Genomic DNA, 24,456 nt, shown 5'->3' with positions numbered 1-24,456 from the left:
ATGAAGACAAAAACGATAGACGCAAGAGGGCTCACATGCCCGCTGCCGGTGATAAATGCGAAAAAAGCGGCTGAAGAAATGGGGCAGGAGGGTATACTGACCGTCCGCGTCGATAACGAGATAGCGGTCCAGAACCTGCAGAAATTTGCAGCGCAGAAGGGGTATACGGCTTCCGGCGAGAAAGAAGCGGAAAAGGAGTACCGTGTAGTGATCGATGTTTCAGGTGCAGACAGCGCTCCGGAGATCTCAGGGACTGCTGCGCAGGATAAGAGCGGCGTCATATCCGCAGCCAGAAACGATGAAAACGCCAGATCAGCGACAGTTACGGGAGCTGCAGGGTGCGCGCCTGATGTGATAAGATCCGGAATGGTGGTCGTGCTGTCCGCCGATATGATGGGGACAGGCGACGACGCGCTCGGAAAAACACTGATGAAGTCGTTCGTGTTCGCACTGACGAAGCAGGATGTGCTTCCGGAAACAGTGCTGTGCTACAACCGCGGCGCGTATCTTTCATGCAAAGGCTCAGAATCTTTCGAGGATCTGAAGGCGCTTGAGGCAGAAGGTGTCAGCATCATGACGTGCGGCACATGTCTCGACTACTACGGCCTCAAGGATGAGCTGGGTGTCGGCTCCGTGACGAATATGTATGAGATCGTTGAGGTCATGGAAAAGGCAGTCACGGTCATCAGGCCGTGATGTGCATATATCATCCGTGCCGTCATGTGATCCGGGGTATACAGAACGGAACATGTGCAGGCAGATCGTGACCGCGGTCTGTGCGCTACATGTACGTCATATGCTGCATGCTCTTCGATATATGAAATACGATACGACTGCTGCGACGATCTCGGTCAGCCAGAATGCGTGCCATACGCCGCAGGCGCCGAACACCCGGCTGAGCAGGAAAGCCAGAGGCAGTATCACGATGATGTACCGTATCAGTGATATCATCAGAGACGCTGTACCCTTTCCAAGACCTTCGAGAGCACCGGACAGTATCACTGGCGCCGATGAAATGATGAATCCGGCACTGATGATCCTGATGGCTGAAGCTCCGATGCTGACGATCTCCGCATCACTTGTGAATATACCTATCAGGCGGCCGGGCATCAGAAGGCATACGGCAGTGCCGGCCAGCATTATACAGGCGACCGTTATGGTCGCTATTTTTACGATCTCACGTACCCGGTCGTTCCTGCCGGCGCCGTAATTGTATCCGACCAGCGGTCTGATACCCTGGACCACGCCGTTCGCAGAAAGATACAGGAACGTCTGCAGCTTGTAGTAGACTCCGAGCACGAACACATATCCGGACGAAAACGATGACAGTATCGCATTGAGTACGGATATCTGAACGGACGGCAGCGCCAGATTGAGAGTGGCCGCATTGCCTATGGAGTACAGCCGTTTTATCATGTAAAGCTCAGGACGGCAGTATTTCAGGCGGAATCTCACAGGCAGCGGTCTCAGCACGTAGAGCGCTATATATATCAGCACAGGCAGGCTTTGTCCGATGCCCGTTGCAATGGCCGCACCCCTGATCCCCAGCTGCGGGAATGGGCCGATCCCGAATATCATCAGCGGATCCAGTATGATGTTCGTGATGCAGCCTGCCGCGAGGCAGAACATCGTGGTCTTCATACGCCCTGTTGCCTGGAATATCTTTTCACATGTCAGGAACATGCAGTCCATCGGAGCAAAGAGGAAAACATACCGCGAATATTCGATCCCGTAGTTCGTGATCGCAGCGTCATCAGTGAACATCGACAGGAACCAGGGCATCACTGAAATGCATATGGCTGTAAGTATGAATCCATGTATGATACTCAGCAGCGTACCGCTTGAGACCGCCCGGTCCGCAGGCTCGCTTTTCTCCTGACCGAGATAAAATGCGACAGTGGCGTTGATCCCTATCGCAAAGCCCACAGCTGCGGAATGCGATAGGTTCTGTACCGGAAACAGCAGTGACAGAGCCGTCATGGCTTTCACATCCAGCTGCGCCACGAAAAAAGAATCCACTATATTATACAGTGCGTTGACCGCCATCGAGATCGCCATGGGATATGACATCGTAAGTACGAGCGGTAGCACTTTTTTTTCTTTCATAAAATCCTGATCCATTTAAAATCCTTTCTGTTACCGTGTGTCTGCTGCCAAAAAACAGAAAACACACGAGTACATCGATAGCTTCAATGTCTTCGTGTGGCGAAAAGTAAAGACAGCGTGCTGCCTTCAGAAAAATCCACACCGCTCCGCAGAGCGGTTTTGTAGCTAGATTCTATCAGCAAAGATCAGGGCTGTCAAGATGTCAGCATATGTCAGCCGCCAGCGCGGATTTGAAATCCTGCCGCATATGTGGTAAATTATATTCTGTATGAGTATCTGCATTTTGCAGAAAAGAAATAAATGAGACGATCATGAGACAGGAGAAACAGATGACGGAATTACTGGCGCCGGCAGGCAATATGGAGGCACTGAAAGCAGCGATAGCAAACGGCTGCGATGCGATCTATCTGGGACTGCAGAAATTCGGCGCGCGAGCATATTCGGACAACTTCTCGGCAGACACGCTGAAGGAAGCTGTCGACTATGCGCATCTGAGAGATGTGAAAATATATGTGACGATGAATACCATCGTGTTCGAAGACGAGATCAGCGATATGCAGGAGCAGCTGCGGCAGCTCAATGAGATATGTGTGGACGGGATCATCGTGCAGGATCTGGCCGTGTTTGACTATGCCGAGAAGCATTTTGCCGACATGGAGGTCCACTGTTCGACGCAGATGGGGATAGACGATCTGGAAGGGACGCTGCTTTTCAAAGAGCTTGGCGCCGACAGAGTCGTGCTGGCGCGTGAAGTCGATATCGACAAGGCGAAAGCTATACGAAAGGCGGCAAAAATACCGCTTGAGATCTTCGTGCACGGCGCGCTTTGCGTATCGTACTCCGGAAACTGCCTCATGTCCGGGCTGATCGGATACCGCAGCGGCAACCGCGGAAGATGCGTGGGCTCGTGCCGCAAGCAGTACGAGATCATCGACATGACGACGGGAGCGTCTCTCGGCAGGAATTACATCTTATCGACGAAAGACCTGAATACCATCGACTATACGGATGACCTGAAGGTGATCGATTCGCTGAAAATAGAAGGCCGTATGAAAGAACCGGCATATGTTGCGAACGTCGTGGCGCGCTACAGGAAAGCACTCGACGGCGACATCAGCGAGGAGGACAGGGAAGATCTCCGCAAGACTTTCAACAGGACGTACACGAAGGGCTATCTGTTCGGGGAAGACCCCGGCGATATCACCAATATCAGCAGACCGAACAATTTCGGCTATGAGATCGGCAGGATCACGAGGGTCTACCGAGGCATGTACGAAATAGCGCTCGACCGCGTGCTGAACCAGAACGACATCATCAGGATCGACCACGACGGGGAAGACGTCAATCTGTCAGTCGTGAAGCTGTATGACAGAGACGGCAGGCTGATAAATCATGCTGACAAAGTGTGCTATATCCGGATCAAGGAAAAGCTATGGCCGGGTGACGTGGTCTACAAGACGAAGGACTATCATTTTTACAAGGAGCTGGAAAGCTCACTCGACGGGGAATTCAGGCGTTTTCCGCTGGACATGAAGGTCTACGCGTATCCCGGATCCGCCCTCGTCATAGATGCAGAGGCGTTCGGCCTGCAGTACCTTTACGAGAGCGAAGAGATCATCAGTGAAGCGGTGAAAAGCCCGACGACGAAAGAACAGGTGGTTAAACAGCTTTCGAAGCTGAACGATACCGTGTTCGAACTCGGCAGCGTGGAATTCGAGGAATACGATGCGTTCATACCGGCAAAGCTGCTGAACAGTGCCAGACGGCAGATCGCCCTGGCTCTCTGCGAGGCGAAGCTCGGAAAATGGAAAAACCGTACGAAGACCGTGGAGCCTGAAGAAGGCCTGACCTTCCCGCATCGGGAGCCGTACCTGACGGCGACTGTCACGACCATGGAACAGTACGAGGCGTGCAGATCGTGCGGCATAAAAGACATATATTTTGACAATATTATACGAAGAAATCAGAACACATATGAAGAGAAGGACGGCGAGCTGCTGATCGGCGGATACGGCGGGATCTATCGCTACAGGGATACTAATCCGTTTGTGACGGACTACTCGCTCAACGTCGTCAATGCTGAAAGCTGCAGGCAGCTTCACGAGCTCGGTGCTAAGCGCATCACGCTGTCGTACGAGCTGAACAGGAACCAGATCAGCAATCTGGTGGAGGCTTACAGGGATGCAAACGGCGGATATCCGGCGCTTGAGATGATCGTGTACGGACGCGCACCGCTGCTCTTTACGAAATACTGTCCGCTGAAGAAAATGGGGCAGTGCGGCCTTTGCAAAAAGAACAGCTATGAGCTGAAGGACGAGTACGGGGAGTTCCCGGTGCTGTCGCATGATGACTGCACTACTACGATACTGAACGGCAAGATCCTGAATCTGCTGGATGAGATGACGTCGGTGAATGGTGTGGAAGCGTTCAGGCTGAACTTTACGATAGAGTCTGCCGACGAAGTGAAGCGCATCATCGGCACGGCGCAGAAAAAGCTTGCAGGGTCGCTGGAAAAATCGGTGTTCAGGCAGAAGACGGACACGAGAGGACATTTCAACAAGGAAATTTTATAGGTTATGGAAAAGGAAAGAGAAAATTTGATTCGAGTGGAAAACCTTTCTTTTGGTTTTCGCGCAAAAGATTTATATAAAGATGTTTCGTTCACGCTGGAAGCGGGGCAGCACTGCGCGCTGATCGGCAGCAACGGCACGGGAAAATCCACGCTGGTGGAGATCCTGACCGATCCGGAGGAGTATCTGTATGACGGAAAGATCATCGTGGATGAAAACTGCCGCATCGGGTATGCCAGTCAGTTCAGCGTACGCGACAAGCTGAGTGACCGAACGGTGTTCGAGTATCTGAGCGAGCGGTTCACGGAGCTGCAGGAACAGATCGCGGCGGTCTGCGAGGAGATGGCGCAGGCGGAGGATCTTGAGGCTTCGTATGCAAAGTATCAGCAGCTTCTCGACCGGAACGAGGCTATGGACGGCGATAATTATGAAAGCAATATATCGAAGCAGCTGGCTGCGGCCGGCATGAGCGGGCTTGCGGATACGAAGCTGCACGAGATAAGCGGCGGGGAGTACAAGCTGTTGCAGATAATGCGGGAAATGCTGCTGGCGCCTGATCTGCTGATCCTCGATGAGCCGGATGCGTTCCTGGATTTCGGGAATCTGGCGGGTCTGTGTCAGCTGATAAACGAATACAAAGGGACGATGCTGGTGATCACGCATAACAGATATCTGCTGAATCACTGCTTCAACAAGATACTTCATCTGGAAAACGGTGATCTGCAGGAGTTCGACGGCACTTATACCGAGTACAGGTGCTCGATCCTCAGGGAAAAGCTGGCACTGAAGCTGCAGAATATCGAGGAGCAGGATGAGATCGCGCGCACTCAGGAGATGGTAGATATACTGAGGAAGCGTGCGTCGGAAAAGGTCAATCCGGTCATCGGCCGGTCGGTCAATGCAAAGCAGTCGCAGCTGGATCGTCTCGTGGCGCGGCAGATAAAGGCGCCGTTCATAGAGATACGCGAACCGGAGATCGTGCTGCCTGAGGTCAGACCTGAGGGCGAAGGCTCAGAGCCGGTGCTGAGCGTCACGGATTATCAGGTGAGCTTTGACGAGGACCTGCTGGAGCACGTTGACTTCCAGCTGATGCCCGGTGAAAAGGCGGCGCTGATCGGCGCCAACGGAACAGGAAAGACGACGCTGGTGCGCGACATACTGCGAAATGACGATCCGGCGATCCATATAGATGAAAATATCAGTTATGCGTGCCTTTCCCAGCTGCAGGAAGAAAGTCTGGAAGAGGAAAAGACTGTGTATGAGATCATGCAGGATGCGGGATTCATGACGCGCGACGAGGTGCGAAGGTGCCTTGCGAAATACTGCCTGTCTGAGGAATGCATGGATCAGAAAGCGGGACAGCTTTCCGGCGGCGAAAAGAACCTGCTGCAGATCGCTCTGCTGGCGGCTTCAGACGCGCAGCTGCTGATACTGGATGAGCCGACGAGCCATCTGGATCTTTACGCTCAGACCGCGCTGGAAAAGGCGATCGCAGACTACAAGGGAGCTGTGCTGATGGTGACGCATGACTTCTATCTGGCGGCCGGATGCGCGGACTTTATACTGCTTGTCGAGGATAATACTGTAAGGCGGATGCGAGCCAGAAAGTTCCGAAAGATGGTCTATGACAGGTATTTCGATTCGGCATACCTGGAGACCGACAGAAGAAAGCAGGAGCTGGAAGCGGCTATCACTGAGGCTTTTAAAAATAACGATCTGACAGCCGTGGACAAGCTCTGCGGACAGCTGGAAGAGCTGAGTCAGGTGAAATAGATCATATGACGGATATGACGTCGGAGGATGGCGCATTAACGATTTAAGATCATAAATCGTTAATGCGCCATCCTTTTTTTCAGATTTTACCGGCTTTTCAAAACTTCACAATATCGTTTCATAAACGTTTCATAAAGGGTCCGTAATATATCTTTTGAAGCGATAATAAACTGCTGCTGCATAAGAAATAAAGGAGGGAAATTTTATGAAAAAAGTATTACTCGGTTTTTAACTCTATTTCAATATTCAGATATAGATGAGGATAAGTAGATTAATTGTGAAAAAACAGAAAGGGACTTGGTAAAAAAGTGATAAAAAATGCCATAGCATATATTACAAGGAAAAAAAACAGAACTTTTATCATATTTGTTATCTTAACAATACTTCTTTCCTGCCTGTACTCGTGTTTAAGCATAATGAAATCAAGCAACAGCCTGGAAGAGTCTTTATATAAGATTTCTAATTCTTCGTTATCAATAACAAAAAAAGACGGCGGTTATTTTGATATTCACCAGTTTAAGGATATAGAAAAAATAAAAGAAGTTGAAGAAAAAGTTTTTCAGTATAATGGATTGGCAAAACCCATAAAAGCTAAAGTGGTCGATGGAGAACAAAAAATAGAGAGAGATGATTTGCCTGATGAATTTAAAAATGTTCTTTCTCTGGAAGCTGCAAATAAGACTGAAAAAAATACGTTATTTAACAGTGGAGTCTTTACCATTAAAAAAGGCAGGAATATTGAAGAAAATGACAGAAGAAAAATTCTTATACATGAAGATTTTGCAAAAGAAAATAATTTAAAGTTAAATGATGTAATCAGCCTTGAATTGATTGAAATTGATAACAATGGGCAAAAAAAAGAATGTAAATTTGAAGTCGTAGGTATCTTCTCCGGGAAAAAGCAGGAAAAATATACGGGATTATCTTCTGATTTCAGTGAGAACATGGTCTTTGTCGATTATGAGACAAGTCAAGAGGCATTGGGCAGGACAGAAGGTTCTGAAGTTGCCAGCAAAATTCTGATGTTTTCAAGCAGTCCGGAAGCCACAGATTCAGCATTGAATAAAATAAAAAGGCTTAAAATCGATTGGTCGGAGTATACCATTGAAAAAGACACCACTGCGTTTGAAGAAACATTAGATTCTGTAAGGGGTATAAAATATATTATAAAAATAATGACTTGTTCTGTCATGTTGAGTGGAATAGTCGTTCTTTCACTGATATTGATCCTATGGTTAAGGGAGAGAATTTATGAAATAGGAGTATTATTATCAATTGGTATCAGTAAGATAAAGATCGTGACTCAATTTATTCTGGAATTGATATTTATATCTCTTCCATCCATAATATCATCTTTATTTCTAGGCAACTTATTATTAAGTCAGATTGTTGACGGGTTTATCAGTTCTGATAACTCAGCGGCCATTATCAATAGTTTGTTTAATAAAAACGATTGGATATTGTGTTTGGAAAATTTGATACAAAGCTATTTCATATTGATAAGTATTATTATTTTGTCAGTGATCGTCGCTTCCACCATGATATTAGTAAAGAAACCAAAAGAAATATTATCAAAAATAAGTTAGGAGATCAAAATGGATGTATTAGAAATGAAAAATGTAACATATAGTTACACCAACTCAAGGGAGAAAATTTTATCATCAGTAAATCAAAAATTTCAACTTGGAAAATTTTATGCGATAATAGGCAAATCAGGCGCAGGAAAGTCTACTCTGCTTTCTTTATTAGCTGGACTGGACAAACCTCAGACCGGTCAAGTCTTATTTAAAAATGAAAATATAGAGAAAAAGGGATATAGTAACCATAGAAAAAATAATATATCTTTAGTATTTCAAAACTACAATCTGATAGACTATTTGTCTCCAATTGAAAATGTCAGATTAGTAAATAAAAAATCATCAGAAAGTATTTTGATCGAATTAGGTCTTGATGAAAAACAGATAAAAAGAAATGTAATGAAATTATCAGGTGGTCAACAGCAAAGAGTTGCTATAGCAAGAGCTTTAGTGTCGGAAGCACCTGTAATATTAGCAGACGAACCTACAGGTAATCTGGATAGTGCTACTGCCGGAGAAATAATAGCGATATTAAAGAAGCTGGCTAAAGAGAGAAATAAATGTGTGATAGTTGTAACACACAGTAAAGAGGTCGCAGATGCCGCAGACGTCATTTTAGAGCTGAGTGGTAAAAAACTAAAAGAAGTAAGTAAAATCAATACGGAGGTGTAGTAATGATAAAAAATGCTTTTGCATACGTAACTAGAAAAAGTTTGAAATCAGTCATAATATTATTAGTTATTTTATCAATGTCAACTCTTAGTCTGATCAGTTTGTCTATTAAAGATGCTACAAACAGGGCTTCAGAAGAAACTTTCGGCAGTATTACAAATAGCTTTTCTATGGAAATAAACAGGCAGGTAAATCCAGGCACACCCAGGGGAGGAGGCAATGTAAAAGGACAGGATATTAAAAAAATATCCGAAACTGAAAATATACAGTCTTATGTTAAAAGGATAAACAGCGTAGCTGATCTGGTTGATCATGACATTATAGAAACTCAGGAAACGCTTGCATATCAATCACCGGAGAGAGCAAAAAACTTTAAGAGAACTGTCATGCTGACGGGAGTTAATGACTCGTCAAAAGAAACAAAATTCGTGTCAGGAGCCTATAAATTGATTGAAGGCGAACATTTGGAAAATCAGGATAAAAACAAAGTTCTGATGCATAAAGATTTGGCAGAAAAGAATAATTTGAAAGTTGGAGATAAGATAAAAGTAAAGTCTAATTTATTTGATGCTGATAATGAGAAAGGTGCAGATGAAACGGTCGAAGCGGAGATAAAAGGTCTTTTTGATGGACATAATAATGGTGGTGTAAGTGCAGCACAAGAGCTTTACGAAAATACTCTGATAACGGATATCGACACAGCTGCTAAAGTTTACGGGAATACAGAAGATACAGCAGTATATCAGGATGCGACTTTTTTTGTAAAAGGCGATAAGAATTTAGATAAGGTGATAAAAGATCTCGGAAAACTGGATATAAATTGGAGAGATTATAATTTGATCAAAAGTTCATCGAATTATCCTGCATTGCAGCAGTCCATATCAGGTATATATTCAATAGCGAATAAGTTGTTTGCCGGCTCTCTGATATTTGCAGGTGCTGTAGTTTCGTTACTGCTGTTTCTGTGGATGAATGCCAGGAAAAAAGAGATAGCAGTTTTATTATCATTAGGAGTTTCCAAGTTAGCAATTTTCGGGCAATTCTTAATGGAATTGATGTTCATATCAATTCCGGCATTTACAGGAGCTTATTTCTTAGCTAGGTTTACAGGTGCTAACCTTGGAAATAATATATTAAATAAGGTAACTGGTGATATCACTAAACAGATAGCAAAACAATCATCATCGAGCCAGCTTGGCGGAGGGGCAGAAGTTGATGGATTCAACAAAACTTTGACAAGTCTGGATATCAGCATATTGCCAAAGTCTATGCTGTATGTGATTTTATTCATGAGTCTGGTGCTTATAATATCTCTGATCATTTCCTCAGCAGGTATTTTAAAGAAAAATCCAAAAGATTTATTGATTGATAATAAATAAAAACTGTCGGTGCCATTTGGCACCTATAGTTTTTTATGGGTGAGAGGGGCTGCATGTCAGCCCCTGCCCGATTGACTGTCTGAAAAATCAAATAATATATAAATTAAATCGTAAAAAAACATAGTAGGAATATGTGATATATAATATAATCATATAAATCAAAAAAAGGAGACTGGCTATGAAGATATTGGTTGTTGAAGATGATAAAACGCTAAGAGAAGGAATAAGTGAATACTTATCGGAATTCGGTTATATTGTTATGGAAGCAAAAGACGGCAGCGAAGCTATATCCAAATTTAATAATGATATAAATTTGATCATTTTAGATATTCAGATACCATTCATAAACGGATTAGATGTGTTAAAAGAAATCAGGAAGAAAAGCAAGGTGCCGGTTTTGATGCTGACAGCGTTTAGTGATGAAGAATTTAAGATCGAAGCATTCACTAATCTGGCAGATGGTTATGTAGAAAAGCCTTTTTCATTACCAGTGTTAAAGGCAAGGATCGATTCTCTGATCAAAAAGAACTTTGGAGAGATAGAGAAATTCGAATATAAAAATATAGATGTTAATTTTACCAGTTATACTGCAAAAATAAATGATGAGGATATAGATATAAATGCAAAAGAGCTGGAAATACTAAAGTGTTTGCTGGATAACGAAGGGCAAGTATTAACGAGAATGCAAATAATTGATAATGTCTGGAAGGAAACAGAAGAAGTTCCCTATGATCGTGTAATAGACGTATACATCAAGGAATTGAGAAAAAAATTAGAATTGGATTGTATCATCACTATTAGAAATGTAGGCTATAAATTGGAGAGAAAATGAAAAATCTAAAGATATTTCCCAAAATGTTTATACAAATATTTTCTGTTATTTTAGTAATAATCATATTGATCCATTTATTGGTTTTCTTGATTTTTCCTAAAACATATCTGGAGACTAGAAAAGAAGAGATTTCCGGTAAGGCAAATGAAATTTCCGGCAATATGAATGGAAAAGGATTAGAATATATAGAACAAACTTTGGATTTTTATTCTGAAATCAGTGAGATAAAAGTATTTGTAAAGGCCGGGAACAGGAATAATGAAATACAGATCAGAAATAATGTGGATATTGACTTGGAAAGTGATAATAATTCTCTGATAATTGAAGAAAGAGAAATAACACTTGATGATGGTAAAAAAATAGATCTGCAATTCGTTTCTACAGCTGATATGCAAAAAGATGCAAAAGATTTAAGTTTTAAATTTTTACCGTATTCATTATCGGTATCAATTTTGTTTTCTGCTATTGTTTCTTTAATATACGCGAAATCAGTAAAGAATAACATAGATGAAATAAAAAATGTTACTGACAAAATGATGGAGCTTGATAAGAATGCTCGTTTAGAATATGATTCGAAGGATGAAATAGGAGAATTAAAACAACAGATCAATGATTTGTATGATGCTTTATTAAGAACAATTGATGATCTGGAATTTAAAAATAAAGAGATCTTAAAACTGGAAAAGTTAAAATATGATTTTTTCAAAGGGGCATCTCATGAACTTAAAACTCCTCTTGCCAGTCTTAAAATAATACTGGAGAACATGAAATATAATATAGGCAAGTATAAAGACAGAGACCTTTATATCAATGACTGCATTGATATAGTTGACAGCTTAACAAAAAATATCTCTCAGATCATATCAGTTTATTCTATAGAAAACCTGAAGAATGATGAAGAATTATTAAATATAAATTATATATTAGAAGATGTATTAGAAAAGTATGAAGTATTAGCAAGCCAGAAAGATATAAGGATCAACAATTATATATCAGATGAAGAGATTTATATAGGTAAAACCGCCTTAAAGATTGTTTTATCTAATTTGATCAGTAATGCGGTAAAATATACTGATGTGCGCGGAGTTATCAATATTGGAGCAGATAAAGGATGGTTATATATTGAAAATTCATATAAAAATGATAAAATTCTGGATATAGATAAATTATTTGAGGTTGAGTTTGACCTTAATAAGGAAAATAGTAATGGCTTAGGGTTATATATTGTCAGTAATCTTTTGAATAACTATAAAATAGAATATAAAGCTTTACAGAATAAAGATAGTTTTGTATTTAAAATAAAATTATCTTCTTAGATACTGTTTGAAATAACAATCTGACACAAGCGTCAAAGCGCGTGGTTCAGGATCCGGAAAGTTATTGACAGTATTGATGCTGATGCGGCGGTATAGTAGGGGGGCAGCGATCTATGGACAGGTTTTTAGATAAAATCAAGGAACAATTGATGCGGATGAAAGAAAATGAAAAAGATGAGTGGATCCTTTCGCAGGCTAAGATACTTCCGGAATGGAAGCAGGAGGACTTTTATAAAAGCGTTTGCGGCAGCAAAAAGGTCATAGATATGCCCGAGCGCAAAGAAATCACTGAGTTATGTGAAAAAGTCAGGAATGGTGAAATCACCGTTGAGTATGAGACTCATTATGTTGAATTTGATGATTATGGCCATTTCCATGATGACTGGGAGTACGTTTTTTATGATCCTGAAAATGCCATGCCGGTTATCGTATCAGCAATAAAAGGATGTCATGATTTGATCGTGCTGGAAGAATATAAGGATGCATTTGAAATACTGGATGATATCATCAGGCTTGAATTTGTCATAGAAGACCATCCGGATACAGATGACGTTTGTGAAGAAGACTATATGGATCTCGATATGGCAGTGCATGAAAGGATACTGTCGTTGAACCGGGATGATTTGCTGAGGGATTATATCGAGGCATGCAGGCACAGTACAAAAGATCGAGGCAGCGCAGCAGAGAAGATTGTCGCTGCCTTTGAAATGGAGCTGTTCAAAAATTGTAATGTACGTTACTGCATGCCGGTTTCAGAAAATGATCTTCTTTTGCAGGAAATCAAAAAGAAACTGGCGGAAGATCTGAAATTCTTTAAAACAGAATTTAATGAAAACGCCAAGAAAGAGAAGTACTACTGGAGCGAGTTTCGTGACAGAGAGCGGATCCGGCGAATAAGAGAACTGCTGGAGTACTTTGAAAAAAGTGGCAGCAAAACCACAGCAGCAATTGCAGGATTGCAGGAAACTCATAAAAAATAATAATTCTATCTTGAAAAATTGAAATTCTTATGTATAATAAAAAATAGCGGCGCTATTTTTTGAGAGACGGAGGAAGATATTGCAAAAAGGTGAAGCGACAAAACAACATCTGCTGGAACTGGCAAAAGCAGAATTTTTGAAAAAGGGATACAGTGAAGCATCAGTTCGCAATATTGCAAAAACCGCAGGATTGACAACAGGTGCAGTATTTCGCTATTTCCCGGATAAGGCCGCGCTCTTTGATGCGCTTGTATCAGAAGCAGCTGATACTCTTATGAATCAGTTCAAGGCAGCGCAAGATGCACATTTCGATTTGATCCCGGAAGAAAAAACGACTGAAAGCATAGAGCTGTCTACAGATTATCTGAATCATTTTATCAATTATATTTATGATAATTTTGATGCATTCAAGCTGGTGGTCTGTTGCTCTGAAGGAACCGGATATGCAAACTATATTCATGATTTAGTGGAATCGGAAGTCTCTCAAACGGAAGTCTATTATGAACAGCTCCGCCAGCTTGGCAAGCTGGAAGGAAACATAAGTCATGATCTGCACCATATGATCACCAGTGCTTATTTCACCGCAGTTTTTGAAACGGTAGCACATGATATGGACAGAGAACGGGCTGTTGAATATGTAAACGAGCTTGCTGTATTTTTTAACCATGGCTGGAACGGTCTGTTGAGGCTCATCTGAGCCTTAATTTTAAGGGTGAGAGTTAGTGAATTCTAACCGAATTGTTAAGAGGGGTTATCTATGAAAGGAAGATTATTATGAGTCAGACAAAAAAGTGGACTGTAAAAGATGTAATTACAACGGTATTACTCTCGGTGTTGTTGATCCTTATTCAACTTGTCGTCAATATGGTGTGCATGGTGAACGATTTTGTGAGCATGGTGCTGTCAGTCGGTTTCACTATGCTGTTGTGTGCGCCGATCTATTTCCTCATGGTCAGCCGTGTACGTCAACGGGGTGTTTCCTTCGTTTACATGACCATTTTGGGGATCGTTTTTCTCATTATGGGGAACTGGTATCTATTGCCCTATTATATGGTGATTGGTACTATCTGCGAAGCTATTTTATGGAAAAACGGATGGGAATCTAAAAAGAAAATGACGGCTGCATGGACGATAGCCAGCTTACTGTATAATGGCGTCAACCTGTTGCCGCTCTGGTTTTTCTGGGATACTTATGAAGAATTTGCTGTTTCCAGTGGCATGGAACAGAGCTACATTGATTCTTTTGTACGGTATTATTCTTCTCCAGGATGGCTGATCTTCATTATTCTTTTTACAACTATCTGCGGTTTTATTGGGAGTTTGACAGGTGGACGGCTTATGGACAAGCATTTTAAGAAAGCTGGGGCACTCTGATGCAGAGGGAGAACTTTGCGGTACCGGTTAAGTTGTGGGCATCAAGCTGTGCCATAGTCGGTATTTCTATGACATCCAATACAGTGCTGACCTGCATCCTGGCACTGTCCGGATTTCTTTATCTTTCGGTTCAGCATAATTGGCGGGCACTGAGGTCTTTTGGCGTGTTTTATATTGCTATGGCGGTACTGCTGTATTTGATCCGGTATCAGGGTCTTCATATGGTTGTTTTTTCAGAGTTTTATGTGCTGATGTTCTGGAACCTGTTTGCCGTTTTTATTGTTGGCTGGGATTTGATCACGACACCCCCTGGAGAACTGTCAGCATTTATGTCTCGTATCCATATGCCGACTGCCGGTGTTTTGGGATTACTGGTTATGTTCCGTTTTTTCCCTACGATGAAAGCAGAGCTGAAAAGTGTATGGCTTTCTATGCGTAACAGGGGACTTGCAGCTCCGGCTCAACTTCTGTTACACCCTGTGGTTTCCTGCGAATATGTACTGGTACCTCTGCTGCTGCGCTGTCTTCAAATTGCCGATCAGCTTTCCGTTTCTGCTGTGGCACGTGGTGCAGAGGCTCCGGGCAAACGGGGCAGCTATTATGAAAAAGATATGACTATCAAGGATTGGAGCTGCCTGATCCTGTGGAGTGTCGTGACTTTTCTGTTTTTGTGGATAGGAGGTGTGCGTGCATGATACGGATGAAAGATGTTTCTTTCCGGTATTTAAACAGCACGGAAGGAGTATCCGGGATTGATCTTATGATTAATGAGGGGGAGTGCGTAGTGTTTACCGGACCATCCGGCGGCGGAAAAACCACTCTCACACGACTTTTAAATGCTCTCGCTCCTTCTTATTACGCAGGAACACTGACAGGGACGATATCTCTAAAGGGAAAATCATTGACACAAATGCCGCAATATACAGTGGCAAGGCAGATCGGCAGTGTATTTCAAGATCCAAAGAGCCAGTTTTTCTCTTCGGAACTGGTCGGAGAAACGGCTTTTGCCTGTGAAAACTATGGATTCTCAGCAGAGGAGATACGTGACCGCACGGATGATGCGATCGTATCGTTCGACTTGAATGGATTCCGCTCACGAAATCTTGATGTGCTTTCCAGTGGAGAAAAGCAGAGAGTGGCGATTGCTTCGGTTTATGCACTTCGCCCCGATATTTATGTTTGTGACGAGCCTACATCAAATCTGGATAAAACCGGATCTGAACAATTAGCCGCAGCATTCAAGCAGTTAAAAGCTGAAGGCAATACCATTATTATTGCTGAACATCGGTTATCATGGCTTCATGGAATTGCAGACCGCTTTATTTATGTTCGGGATGGCAGAGTTTTGTGGGAACGAAATACTGCCGAGATGGAACAGCTATCACCAGAAGAAAGAGAGAGATATGGGTTAAGAGAAATCACCGAAAAAAGGGACAGAAATATTCTGATTACCACAAGGCATACAGATCAGTTCCCGGCATTGTGTGTAAAAAGCCTATCCTGCAGAAGGAAAAAAACTAAAATTTTTCGTGGTATCAGTTTTTCTGCTCCTGCAGGACAAATCACGGCGATCACCGGTCATAACGGCATTGGCAAAACGAGCCTTGCCTTGGTTTTGTCTGGTTTATGGAAAGAAGAAAGCGGACGAGTCTTGGTTGATGGTAGAGAATTGAATGCTCGTGAGCGTCGGAAGCAAACCTGGTTTAGCTCCAACGATACGGGAACGCAATTCTTTACGAACAGCGTTTCGGAGGAAGTACTGCTAAATATGAAACATTCAGAAGAACACCTGGAAAAAGCAAGAAGCCTTCTAAAGCGCTTAGGTCTGTATCGATATAAAGATGTTCATCCGGCTTCTTTGTCTGGCGGTCAAAAGCAGCGGCTCGCGATTGCCTGCGGCATCCTTTCTGACAGAACGATACTCATTTTTGATGAGCCTACAAGCGGACTGGATGGCGGTAATATGAAGATAATTGCAGATGTGCTGCGAGAAGCCGCAGATCAAAAGAAAGTAGTTCTTGTTATTACGCATGATGATGAATTGATATGCCGTTGTGACAGCGAGATCTCCATAGACGGTCGTGCCGATAAATAGGCACCTGAGCGGCGGAGATTCTATCCGCATAGGCCGCTTGTCAGTGAATTGTATTCAGTTGAGTCAATGAGAGAAAGCAGAATGCAGACGGCAATCTGATTGCAGAACCGGTTCAGGCGATTCGGTCCGATTCGATTCTGTCATCACGACATACGTTGATCAAGCAGGCTGTATAAGCTGAAAGGTCTGTGCTTTAAAGGTTTTTAAAGTCATCGGCAAGGTGGCATGTTTATTGCGTTAAAGATATTTATGACAGCGAAGTCTATTGTTGTCTTTGATTTTATGCTGCATAAGTGTACGATGTTAAGAAGATGCAGAAAGGCGGATCATAAATATGAAAACACAGTTAAAGGCCGATCTTATGCTGGTTATTGTTACACTTGGCTGGGGGATGTCGTATTATTTTATAGATATATGCCTGAAAGAGATGGGTACGTTCACGCTCAATGCGTTCAGATTTCTCGGTGCCTTTCTGGCGGCCGGCGTGCTTGCTTTCCCCCGGCTCAAACATGTCAATATGGTAACGCTGAAATATTCTCTTTATATCGGCATAGCTCTCGTGATCGTGTACATCGGCGCGACATTCGGCGTCAAGTACACGAGCCTTTCAAACGCAGGGTTTCTATGTGCTCTTGCCGTCGTGTTCACTCCGGTACTTGCTTTTTTTGTAAAGAAGCAAAAACCCGGCAGAAAGCTGATGGTCGTAATAGTGCTGTGCATTATCGGTATTGCGCTTATGACGCTGGACGGCCATTTCAAAATGGCATTCGGCGATATATTGTGTCTTATGTGCGCTTTTGCATACTCCATCGATCTGCTCATCACAGAAGCGGCAGTTTCCAGAGCAGATGTCAATGCATTCCAGCTCGGGGTCTTCCAGCTGGGTTTTACCGGCATTTTCATGCTGGTGTTTTCGTTCATATTTGAAGAACCTTCTCTGCCGTACTCACTCCCGGTGTGGAGCGCTGCGATATTTCTTGCTGTTTTCTGTACAGGCGTAGCGTTCATCGTACAGGCAGTCGCGCAGCAATACACCACAGCGGCTCACGTTGGTGTCATATTCACACTTGAGCCTGTGTTCGCAGGCATAGTAGCATTTTTGCTTGCCGGCGAAATACTGCTGCCGAGAGCATATGCCGGTGCGTCTATGATGCTTCTCGGTCTGCTCATCATGGAAACGAATCCGAAAGGCATCCTGAATATGGTGAAAGAAAAGTTCCTGCCATAGTTCCGGCAGTTCTGCGCTGCAGTAAGGTCCATGACTGCGGCAAGCTGTAGTGCAGTTATTGACAAACATTCAGAATCACAAAGCAGCATAGGCGAAGTGATGCAAAAACAGGTTCAAGCGGTTCGGCTTGAACCTGTTTTTTGCTGTCAGAAACACATACACCTGCAGAACTGGCAGACGATCTGATCCGTATATTCGGCATGGTTGATGCTGGTTTTCCGACTGACGTCTGAGAAAAAAGGAGATCAGCCTCTTTTTTATCGATTCGCCTGATATCAGAACCGACTCGATTTTTACCTTTCTGAACCGCTTATGACAGAGACCGCAAAATCTAGGTTCATCGCAAAACACAGTGTTTTCAACGCTGTCAGCTTTTTTAAAAAGTTGGCATTATCTTTGCTAATCATAATACTGGATCAAAGTATCGTGCAAATCAATAAAAGCATAAGAGATCAAAAGGAGGAAACTATATGGCAAGACAAGATTGGAGAAAAATACCATTATGGGAGAATGTTACGGAAGATCAGTGGAACGACTGGCAGTGGCAGATTTCAAACAGACTTACATCAGTTGAAGAAATAAAGCAGGTTGTCAACCTTACACCTGAAGAAGAAGCGGATATCGCGAAAGTAATGGATGGATTCCGCGTAGGCATCACGCCTTACTACGCATCCCTGATGGATCCCGACGACCACACCTGCCCTGTAAGAATGCAGGCTGTGCCGGTAATCAGTGAAACTTTCAGAGGGGCTGAAGACATGCTGGATCCTCTTCATGAAGACGAAGACTCACCTGCACCCGGACTGACTCACAGATATCCTGACAGGGTGCTTTTCCTGATCACTGATATGTGTTCTATGTACTGCAGACACTGTACAAGGAGAAGAGTTGCAGGAGAAAATGACAGAGCCAGAAGCAGAGAAGATATAGATGCTTGTATCGAATATATCCGCAAGACACCGCAGGTCAGAGACGTTGTACTTTCAGGCGGAGATGCCCTCTGTGTGTCGGACAAGATGCTCGAGTACATAATCAGTGAACTGCGCAAAATAGAACACGTTGAAATCATAAGAATCGGTTCAAGAACGCCGGTGGTAATGCCGATGAGAATAACCGATGAGCTTTGCAGCATGCTTAAGAAATACCATCCGATATGGCTCAACACACATTTCAACCATCCTAAGGAGGTGACACCGGAAGCGATAGAAGCATGTCGCAAGCTTGCTGATGCAGGAATACCTCTGGGCAATCAGACTGTACTTTTGAGAGGAGTCAACGATGATGTACATGTTATGAGAAATCTGGTTCATAAGCTGGTAAAGAGCAGAGTAAGACCTTACTACATCTATCAGTGCGACCTTTCCCTGGGTATCGGTCACTTCAGAACACCGGTAGCAAAGGGTATCGAGCTCATCGAATCACTGAGAGGCCATACATCAGGTTACGCAGTACCTACATTCGTTGTAGATGCTCCGGGAGGCGGCGGCAAGACTCCTGTTATGCCTCAGTATGTGATTTCCCAGACGCCGAATAAGGTGATACTGAGGAATTACGAAGGCGTCATAACTACATATACAGAGCCTCCCGCTCAGGAACCGCTCCAGTGCAGCTATGAAGACTGCCTTAATACAGATCACCATTACGAAGGTGTTGCAGGTATCGGACAGGGTGACAGGATGACCATGGAACCTGCAGGACTCATCCGTCACGAAAGAAATAAAAAATAAAACAGAAAGGAACAGCAAAATGGAGAACAAATTCGGAAAAATCAAAACTCTCGAAGAAGCTATGGAGTGCATCAAAGACGGATGCACTATCATGATCGGTGGCTTCGGAGGGCATGGCTCTCCATATGATTTATGTGAAGCAATAATCAGGAAAAACGTCAAGGATCTTACGATCATATCAGTTGATGCAGGTGATCCGGATCTCGGGCCTGATCATATCATCGGAAATCGTCAGTGCAAAAAACTCATCACAAGTCATATAGGAGCGACAAAAGCCGCAGGAGAACTCCTTAATGCGGGAGAGCTGGAAGTGGAGTTCTGTTCACAGGGCACTCTTGCTGAAAGGATCCGAGCAGGCGGCACAGGTCTTGGAGGGATACTCACAGATGTCGGCATAGGTACGATGATTGAATACGACAAGCCGAAGGTATCAGTAAATGGGCAGGAATATCTGCTGGAGACTCCTCTCAAAGCTGACGTTGCAATAATAGAAGCAGAGGTGGCAGATGAATACGGGAATCTCATCTACAGAGGAACATCAAGAGGCTTGAACCCTCTTATGGCAAGAGCGGCTGACATAACAATAGTCGGCGCAAAAAAAATAGTACCTCTCGGAGAACTCGAACCGGAGCACGTTATTACCCCGGGAGCTTATGTGAATATGATAGTAGAAGAAAGGAGTGACTGGACATGGCCATGGCAATAAAAGAAATGATGGCAAAAAGAGCCGCAGAAGAAATAGTTAATGGAAATGTAGTAAATCTTGGGTTCGGCATACCACAGAAGGTAGTCAACTATATACCGGATGATATGACAGTATTCATTCATGCGGAAAACGGCATCCTCGGTGCAGGTCCTGCAGCAGCCGAAGGCTTTGAAGATGCAGATGTCGTGGATTCCGGATGTGTGGCGATCACGACAGTTCCGGGCGCAAGTTTCTTTGACAGTGCGGATTCATTTGCGCTTATCAGATCAGGCTGCCTTGATATAACGATACTGGGAGCGCTTGAAATCGGAGCAAACGGTGATCTGGCAAACTGGATGGTACCGGGAGGTAAAATCCCGGGAATGGGCGGAGCTATGGATCTGGCAAAGAAAGCAAAGCGCGTCATAGCAGTAACTACACATACTGACAAGAACGGCAACCCTAAGCTGAAAGGAGAATGCGAGCTGCCGCTGACTGCTGATAACTGCGTATCTCTGATAATAACTGATATAGCTGTTATGAAAGTAACGGAAAGAGGTTATTTGCTGACGGAGCTTTTTGACGGACACACAGTTGATGAAGTTATCGAAAAAACAGATGCTGATGTGGAAGTTGCCGATGATATAAGGATTATTCGTTATAATTAATATCTTAAGGAGAATATAAAATGGAAAAGAGAAAAGCAGTGATAATTTCGGCCGCAAGAACACCTGTGGGAAGAATGGGCGGCAATCTCAAAAAGTTCGAAGGTTACCAGCTTGGTGCAATAGCTGTTAGAGAAGCGGTTAAAAGATCAGGCGTTGATCCGTCAGAGATCGTTGAAGTATATATGGGAAATGCAGAAGGGGCTCCGGGCAATCTGGGAAGATGTGTTGCGCTGGAAGCAGGGCTCCCGGAATCTGTCCCGGGAATACAATTTGACCGTCAGTGTGCATCCGGACTTGAAACTATAAATATGGCAGCTGCCATGATTGAAAGCGGTCATGGTGATGTATATGTTGCAGGTGGTGCAGAGAGCGAAACCAACAATCCGTACTTTATGAGCAAATCCAGAAAGGCATACAGCTACGCTTATCCTAGTTTCTCATATGTGATGATGGTTCCTCCCGGTTTCGAGGGCAATGACATGGGTGAAACGGCAGAAAATGTACTTGATCTGTATCCTGATATTACAAGAGAAGACATGGATCTGTTCGCTTACGAATCACATCGCAAAGCAAAAAAAGCTATCGAAGGCGGTCTTTTTAAAGAACAGATCGTCCCTGTTAAATTCAAAAGCAAAGGTAAAGAAGTGATCATAGATACAGATGAGGATCCTACGGCAGATTCAACACTTGAAGAACTGGCAAGTGCGAGAGCTGTATTCAGGAAGGACGGACGTGTAACGGCCGGAAACAGCTGTCCTCAGAATGATGGCGGCGCTGCAGTCGTAGTGGTTTCAGAAGAAAAGGCGAAGGAATTGGGCAAAAAGCCGCTTCTCGAGATCGTAGACTTCGCATCTTCAGGTCTTAACCCGGCAGTTATGGGAATAGGTCCTATATTCGCTATACAGAAACTCCTGGATAAAACAGGTGTTTCACTTGATCAGGTTGAACTCATCGAACTTAATGAGGCATTTGCATCACAGTCTATCGCCTGCATCAGAGCTCTGGGGCTAGATCCGGCAAGAGTCAATCCTAATGGCGGAGCTATTGCTCTGGGACATCCACTGGGAGCTACAGGTGCAGTACTTACCACAAAAGCTGCATATGCAATGCAGAATGCCGAAAGAGAATACTGCATCGTGTCTATGTGTGTAGGAGGCGGCGAGGGTGCGGCAGCACTGTTCAGAAGACCATAAGAATTAAGAAAGGAAGAAAATATCAGATGGAAAATCATGTTTACAGTATGGAGCTTAACCGTGAATATCCAAGAATAGAAAGCGGCAAAGGGATCTACATGTACAAAACTGACGGTACTGAAATCATTGATGGCGCAGGTGGGCCTGTAGCGGTAGGCCTGGGACACGGTATCAAAGAAATCAGCGATGCTATTGCAGAGCAGGCTCAGAAAATTGCTTACGTTCACAGAGACGACTGTATCACTCCTGTTCTTGAAGAGTCCTGCAGGAGAATATATGAGTTTTCCGATGGAGATCTCTATAAGACATTTCAGGTCTGCAGCGGTTCGGAAGCTACGGAAATAGCGATAAAAATGATTACAAAATACAATATTGCCAGAGGTAAGAAGGATAAGTTCAAAATTTTGGGCAGATGGCAGAGTTACCATGGCATCACGTCGGCAGCACTTTCCATAAGTGGATTCGGATCAAGAAAAAAGGGTTATGAGCACTATGGTTTTGATCATGGTCATATTGCACCATGTTACTGCTACAGATGCTGGTTTGGTGATAAGCCTGAGACTTGCAGCCTACAGTGCGCGAAGGCGCTGGAGAACGAAATTCTGGCACAAGGTCCGGATTCCGTTGCAGCATTCTTTGCAGAACCTGTTTCAGGAATGTCGCTGTGTGCTGCAGTTCCCCACCCGGATTATTTTAAGGAAATAAGGAGAATCTGCGATAAATATGATGTACTTCTAGTATTTGACGAAGTAATGACAGGCTTTGGGAGAACAGGTGAAACTTTTGCATACAAGCACTTTGACATTGTACCTGACATGATTACAATAGGAAAATCCATGTCAGGGGGATATTTCCCTCTTGCAGGAGTATCAATGACAAAAAAAATCTTCGACGTATTCAAGGAGCATGATGTATATTTCCCTGCCGGCTACACATGGTCCGGAAGTCCGCTTGGAGCTGCTGTTCATATTGCAGTGGACAAGTATATGATCAAGCATGACTGTGTCAGAAAAAGTGAGATAATGGGACATTATCTTAAAGCACAGATGCAGAGAATCGCAAAGAAACATCCTACAATGGATGATGTCAGAGGTCTTGGCTTAATGGTGGGTGCTGAATTTGTCAAAGACAGCAGGACAAAAGAATCCTTTGATATCTCAGAAGGGTTTGCCGGCCAGATTCAGAATGCATGTCTGGAAAGAAATATGATCATTGAAGCAAGCCAGGGATGCAACCGAGGAGCCATGGGAGATGCCATAGTGATATCACCGGCATTCGTTGTCACAAAAGAGCAGATCGATGAAATCATCATGCGCCTGGATGATGCGATCACAGAAGTTGAAAGGAAATACGGATACGAGGTGTAGTTTTCAGATAATACTGACGATGAGGTCTGTCATATGGCAGATCTCATCGTGCTTGTATACAGAGAAATACGAGGTAAGCGCATGAGATTTTTTGAACAGGTAAATGTTGCAGTCATTGTTGATAAGTATGGTAAAAGTGTGATATCATCATCAGTATATCTTGACAGAAACCAGGAGATACGAGGATACATAATGGCTGACACCGAGTCCTGTCTGATACAGGACGCATGGTGTGAAACTGTTAAATCCCCTGATACCGGCAGGACAGGTATTGTCAGTCTTGACTTCATGAAGGGAATGAATGGTCATATAGACGGTAAACGCAAGGTATCAGGTATCCTGAAGGACTCATATGCCCCGGAAATCAGATATCTTATGATCCAGTGCATCAATGGCCTGATCCAGGCAGAAAGCTATTTTTACAAAGAGCGCGGATTCAAAAGCAGGGAACATTACGACGAATACTGGGACATACTGGAGAATAACGGGTGCAGGATGTACAGCTATCCGTCCGAAAACGATCTGCGGTGGATGGATTATATACCGCAGTATGAGAGGAAGCGTCTGCTTTTCAGCAGATTCAAGAATTTCGAGATCGAACAGAACGGTGACCTGTGCAAGGGGCGCGGGCGTTTTATCGATTCATATCACGAGCTTTATGCCGAGATCACGTTTGACTCTAACAGCGGATTGCTGGGAAAATGCGACATATCTTATGTACGGGCACCTGGAGAATCGTGTTTCAGAAATGCTTCTCACGGGAGGAAGCTTGAAGGCACGAAACTTTCTGAACTCACAGACCGACATATCGTCTGTATGTTCGGACGTTCTGAAGGATGCTATCATCTTGTCGAGATACTTAAAGACCTTCTTAATTTGCTGAGGCAATTTTCAGGTCGTACAGGGGAGTAGAA

At 43.8% G+C, this 24,456-nt stretch carries 21 protein-coding genes; 20 read left to right on the top strand and 1 reads right to left on the bottom strand.

Features of this window, described 5'->3' with window-relative positions; all coding sequences use genetic code 11:
• Positions 1-696 (top strand): sulfurtransferase-like selenium metabolism protein YedF, encoded by a 696-nt coding sequence (gene yedF / locus OCV59_RS03360; protein ID WP_147593101.1) that lies wholly within the window; start codon positions 1-3, stop codon positions 694-696.
• A 96-nt stretch (positions 697-792) separates the two neighbouring features.
• Here the strand turns inward: yedF and OCV59_RS03355 are convergent, their stop codons facing one another.
• Complete coding sequence (locus tag OCV59_RS03355) at positions 793-2,106, bottom strand: MATE family efflux transporter (protein ID WP_317239763.1); 1,314 nt, start codon at positions 2,104-2,106, stop codon at positions 793-795.
• A gap of 329 nt (positions 2,107-2,435) precedes the next feature.
• Here OCV59_RS03355 and OCV59_RS03350 point away from each other — a divergent pair, with 329 nt between their 5' ends.
• The 19 genes from OCV59_RS03350 to OCV59_RS03260 all read left to right on the top strand — a co-directional run bounded on the left by OCV59_RS03350 (position 2,436) and on the right by OCV59_RS03260 (position 24,454).
• Positions 2,436-4,679: a U32 family peptidase gene (locus tag OCV59_RS03350; protein WP_147593099.1), complete on the top strand. Its 2,244-nt coding sequence runs from the start codon at positions 2,436-2,438 to the stop codon at positions 4,677-4,679.
• Between the two features lie 3 nt (positions 4,680-4,682).
• On the top strand, positions 4,683-6,449 hold the full coding sequence (locus OCV59_RS03345; RefSeq protein ID WP_262584087.1) for an ABC-F family ATP-binding cassette domain-containing protein: 1,767 nt from the start codon (positions 4,683-4,685) through the stop codon (positions 6,447-6,449).
• A gap of 416 nt (positions 6,450-6,865) precedes the next feature.
• Complete coding sequence (locus tag OCV59_RS03340) at positions 6,866-8,035, top strand: ABC transporter permease (protein ID WP_449495049.1); 1,170 nt, start codon at positions 6,866-6,868, stop codon at positions 8,033-8,035.
• Between the two features lie 9 nt (positions 8,036-8,044).
• Entirely contained in the window at positions 8,045-8,698 is a 654-nt protein-coding gene (locus tag OCV59_RS03335; RefSeq protein WP_147593097.1) for an ABC transporter ATP-binding protein, read from the top strand.
• 2 nt (positions 8,699-8,700) lie between these two features.
• On the top strand, positions 8,701-10,077 hold the full coding sequence (locus OCV59_RS03330; RefSeq protein WP_147593096.1) for an ABC transporter permease: 1,377 nt from the start codon (positions 8,701-8,703) through the stop codon (positions 10,075-10,077).
• A 178-nt stretch (positions 10,078-10,255) separates the two neighbouring features.
• Positions 10,256-10,909: a response regulator transcription factor gene (locus tag OCV59_RS03325; protein ID WP_147593095.1), complete on the top strand. Its 654-nt coding sequence runs from the start codon at positions 10,256-10,258 to the stop codon at positions 10,907-10,909.
• A complete protein-coding gene (locus tag OCV59_RS03320; RefSeq protein WP_147593094.1) occupies positions 10,906-12,225 on the top strand; it encodes a sensor histidine kinase in 1,320 nt (439 codons plus the stop codon). The genes OCV59_RS03325 and OCV59_RS03320 overlap by 4 nt, the downstream gene beginning before the upstream one ends.
• 113 nt (positions 12,226-12,338) lie before the next feature.
• Positions 12,339-13,205 carry a hypothetical protein gene (locus OCV59_RS03315; protein WP_147593093.1) on the top strand — a complete coding sequence of 289 codons (867 nt, stop codon included), beginning with the start codon at positions 12,339-12,341 and terminating at the stop codon, positions 13,203-13,205.
• 79 nt (positions 13,206-13,284) lie between these two features.
• On the top strand, positions 13,285-13,902 hold the full coding sequence (locus OCV59_RS03310; protein WP_147593092.1) for a TetR/AcrR family transcriptional regulator: 618 nt from the start codon (positions 13,285-13,287) through the stop codon (positions 13,900-13,902).
• A gap of 77 nt (positions 13,903-13,979) precedes the next feature.
• Positions 13,980-14,579, top strand: a complete 600-nt coding sequence (locus OCV59_RS03305) for an MptD family putative ECF transporter S component (RefSeq protein ID WP_147593091.1) — start codon at positions 13,980-13,982, stop codon at positions 14,577-14,579.
• A complete protein-coding gene (locus OCV59_RS03300) occupies positions 14,579-15,274 on the top strand; it encodes an energy-coupling factor transporter transmembrane component T family protein (RefSeq protein WP_147593090.1) in 696 nt (231 codons plus the stop codon). The genes OCV59_RS03305 and OCV59_RS03300 overlap by 1 nt, the downstream gene beginning before the upstream one ends.
• The gene (locus OCV59_RS03295; protein WP_147593089.1) at positions 15,271-16,674 is read left to right on the top strand and encodes an ABC transporter ATP-binding protein; all 1,404 of its coding nucleotides are present in this window, start codon (positions 15,271-15,273) and stop codon (positions 16,672-16,674) included. The genes OCV59_RS03300 and OCV59_RS03295 overlap by 4 nt, the downstream gene beginning before the upstream one ends.
• 334 nt (positions 16,675-17,008) lie before the next feature.
• Entirely contained in the window at positions 17,009-17,902 is an 894-nt protein-coding gene (locus tag OCV59_RS03290) for a DMT family transporter (protein ID WP_147593088.1), read from the top strand.
• 470 nt (positions 17,903-18,372) lie between these two features.
• Positions 18,373-19,629: a lysine 2,3-aminomutase gene (kamA, locus tag OCV59_RS03285; protein ID WP_147593087.1), complete on the top strand. Its 1,257-nt coding sequence runs from the start codon at positions 18,373-18,375 to the stop codon at positions 19,627-19,629.
• Between the two features lie 19 nt (positions 19,630-19,648).
• Complete coding sequence (locus OCV59_RS03280) at positions 19,649-20,335, top strand: CoA transferase subunit A (protein ID WP_147593086.1); 687 nt, start codon at positions 19,649-19,651, stop codon at positions 20,333-20,335.
• A complete protein-coding gene (locus tag OCV59_RS03275; protein ID WP_262584086.1) occupies positions 20,326-20,982 on the top strand; it encodes a 3-oxoacid CoA-transferase subunit B in 657 nt (218 codons plus the stop codon). Before OCV59_RS03280 ends, OCV59_RS03275 begins: the two co-directional genes overlap by 10 nt.
• 20 nt (positions 20,983-21,002) lie before the next feature.
• On the top strand, positions 21,003-22,175 hold the full coding sequence (locus OCV59_RS03270) for a thiolase family protein (RefSeq protein WP_147593084.1): 1,173 nt from the start codon (positions 21,003-21,005) through the stop codon (positions 22,173-22,175).
• A gap of 26 nt (positions 22,176-22,201) precedes the next feature.
• Positions 22,202-23,542, top strand: coding sequence for an aminotransferase family protein (locus OCV59_RS03265; RefSeq protein ID WP_147593083.1), 1,341 nt, complete (start codon positions 22,202-22,204; stop codon positions 23,540-23,542).
• An 81-nt stretch (positions 23,543-23,623) separates the two neighbouring features.
• Entirely contained in the window at positions 23,624-24,454 is an 831-nt protein-coding gene (locus OCV59_RS03260; protein ID WP_262584085.1) for a DUF2889 domain-containing protein, read from the top strand.
• Positions 24,455-24,456: the final 2 nt, after the last annotated feature.

Origin of the sequence: Brotomerdimonas butyrica, from assembly GCF_025567305.1 — a bacterium.
In the GTDB taxonomy this organism is placed as follows: domain Bacteria; phylum Bacillota; class Clostridia; order Peptostreptococcales; family Anaerovoracaceae; genus Lentihominibacter; species Lentihominibacter butyricus.
This window is presented reverse-complemented; position numbering and strand designations above follow the sequence as displayed.

Excerpts from the sequence above, each read along its gene's own strand:
- yedF (WP_147593101.1), top strand. The coding sequence starts at position 1 with ATGAAGACAAAAACGATAGACGCAAGAGGGCTCACATGCCCGCTGCCG.
- OCV59_RS03355 (WP_317239763.1), bottom strand. The coding sequence starts at position 2,106 with ATGAAAGAAAAAAAAGTGCTACCGCTCGTACTTACGATGTCATATCCC.
- OCV59_RS03350 (WP_147593099.1), top strand. The coding sequence starts at position 2,436 with ATGACGGAATTACTGGCGCCGGCAGGCAATATGGAGGCACTGAAAGCA.
- OCV59_RS03345 (WP_262584087.1), top strand. The coding sequence starts at position 4,683 with ATGGAAAAGGAAAGAGAAAATTTGATTCGAGTGGAAAACCTTTCTTTT.
- OCV59_RS03340 (WP_449495049.1), top strand. The coding sequence starts at position 6,866 with ATGAAATCAAGCAACAGCCTGGAAGAGTCTTTATATAAGATTTCTAAT.
- OCV59_RS03335 (WP_147593097.1), top strand. The coding sequence starts at position 8,045 with ATGGATGTATTAGAAATGAAAAATGTAACATATAGTTACACCAACTCA.
- OCV59_RS03330 (WP_147593096.1), top strand. The coding sequence starts at position 8,701 with ATGATAAAAAATGCTTTTGCATACGTAACTAGAAAAAGTTTGAAATCA.
- OCV59_RS03325 (WP_147593095.1), top strand. The coding sequence starts at position 10,256 with ATGAAGATATTGGTTGTTGAAGATGATAAAACGCTAAGAGAAGGAATA.
- OCV59_RS03320 (WP_147593094.1), top strand. The coding sequence starts at position 10,906 with ATGAAAAATCTAAAGATATTTCCCAAAATGTTTATACAAATATTTTCT.
- OCV59_RS03315 (WP_147593093.1), top strand. The coding sequence starts at position 12,339 with ATGGACAGGTTTTTAGATAAAATCAAGGAACAATTGATGCGGATGAAA.
- OCV59_RS03305 (WP_147593091.1), top strand. The coding sequence starts at position 13,980 with ATGAGTCAGACAAAAAAGTGGACTGTAAAAGATGTAATTACAACGGTA.
- OCV59_RS03300 (WP_147593090.1), top strand. The coding sequence starts at position 14,579 with ATGCAGAGGGAGAACTTTGCGGTACCGGTTAAGTTGTGGGCATCAAGC.
- OCV59_RS03295 (WP_147593089.1), top strand. The coding sequence starts at position 15,271 with ATGATACGGATGAAAGATGTTTCTTTCCGGTATTTAAACAGCACGGAA.
- OCV59_RS03290 (WP_147593088.1), top strand. The coding sequence starts at position 17,009 with ATGAAAACACAGTTAAAGGCCGATCTTATGCTGGTTATTGTTACACTT.
- kamA (WP_147593087.1), top strand. The coding sequence starts at position 18,373 with ATGGCAAGACAAGATTGGAGAAAAATACCATTATGGGAGAATGTTACG.
- OCV59_RS03280 (WP_147593086.1), top strand. The coding sequence starts at position 19,649 with ATGGAGAACAAATTCGGAAAAATCAAAACTCTCGAAGAAGCTATGGAG.
- OCV59_RS03275 (WP_262584086.1), top strand. The coding sequence starts at position 20,326 with ATGGCAATAAAAGAAATGATGGCAAAAAGAGCCGCAGAAGAAATAGTT.
- OCV59_RS03270 (WP_147593084.1), top strand. The coding sequence starts at position 21,003 with ATGGAAAAGAGAAAAGCAGTGATAATTTCGGCCGCAAGAACACCTGTG.
- OCV59_RS03265 (WP_147593083.1), top strand. The coding sequence starts at position 22,202 with ATGGAAAATCATGTTTACAGTATGGAGCTTAACCGTGAATATCCAAGA.
- OCV59_RS03260 (WP_262584085.1), top strand. The coding sequence starts at position 23,624 with ATGAGATTTTTTGAACAGGTAAATGTTGCAGTCATTGTTGATAAGTAT.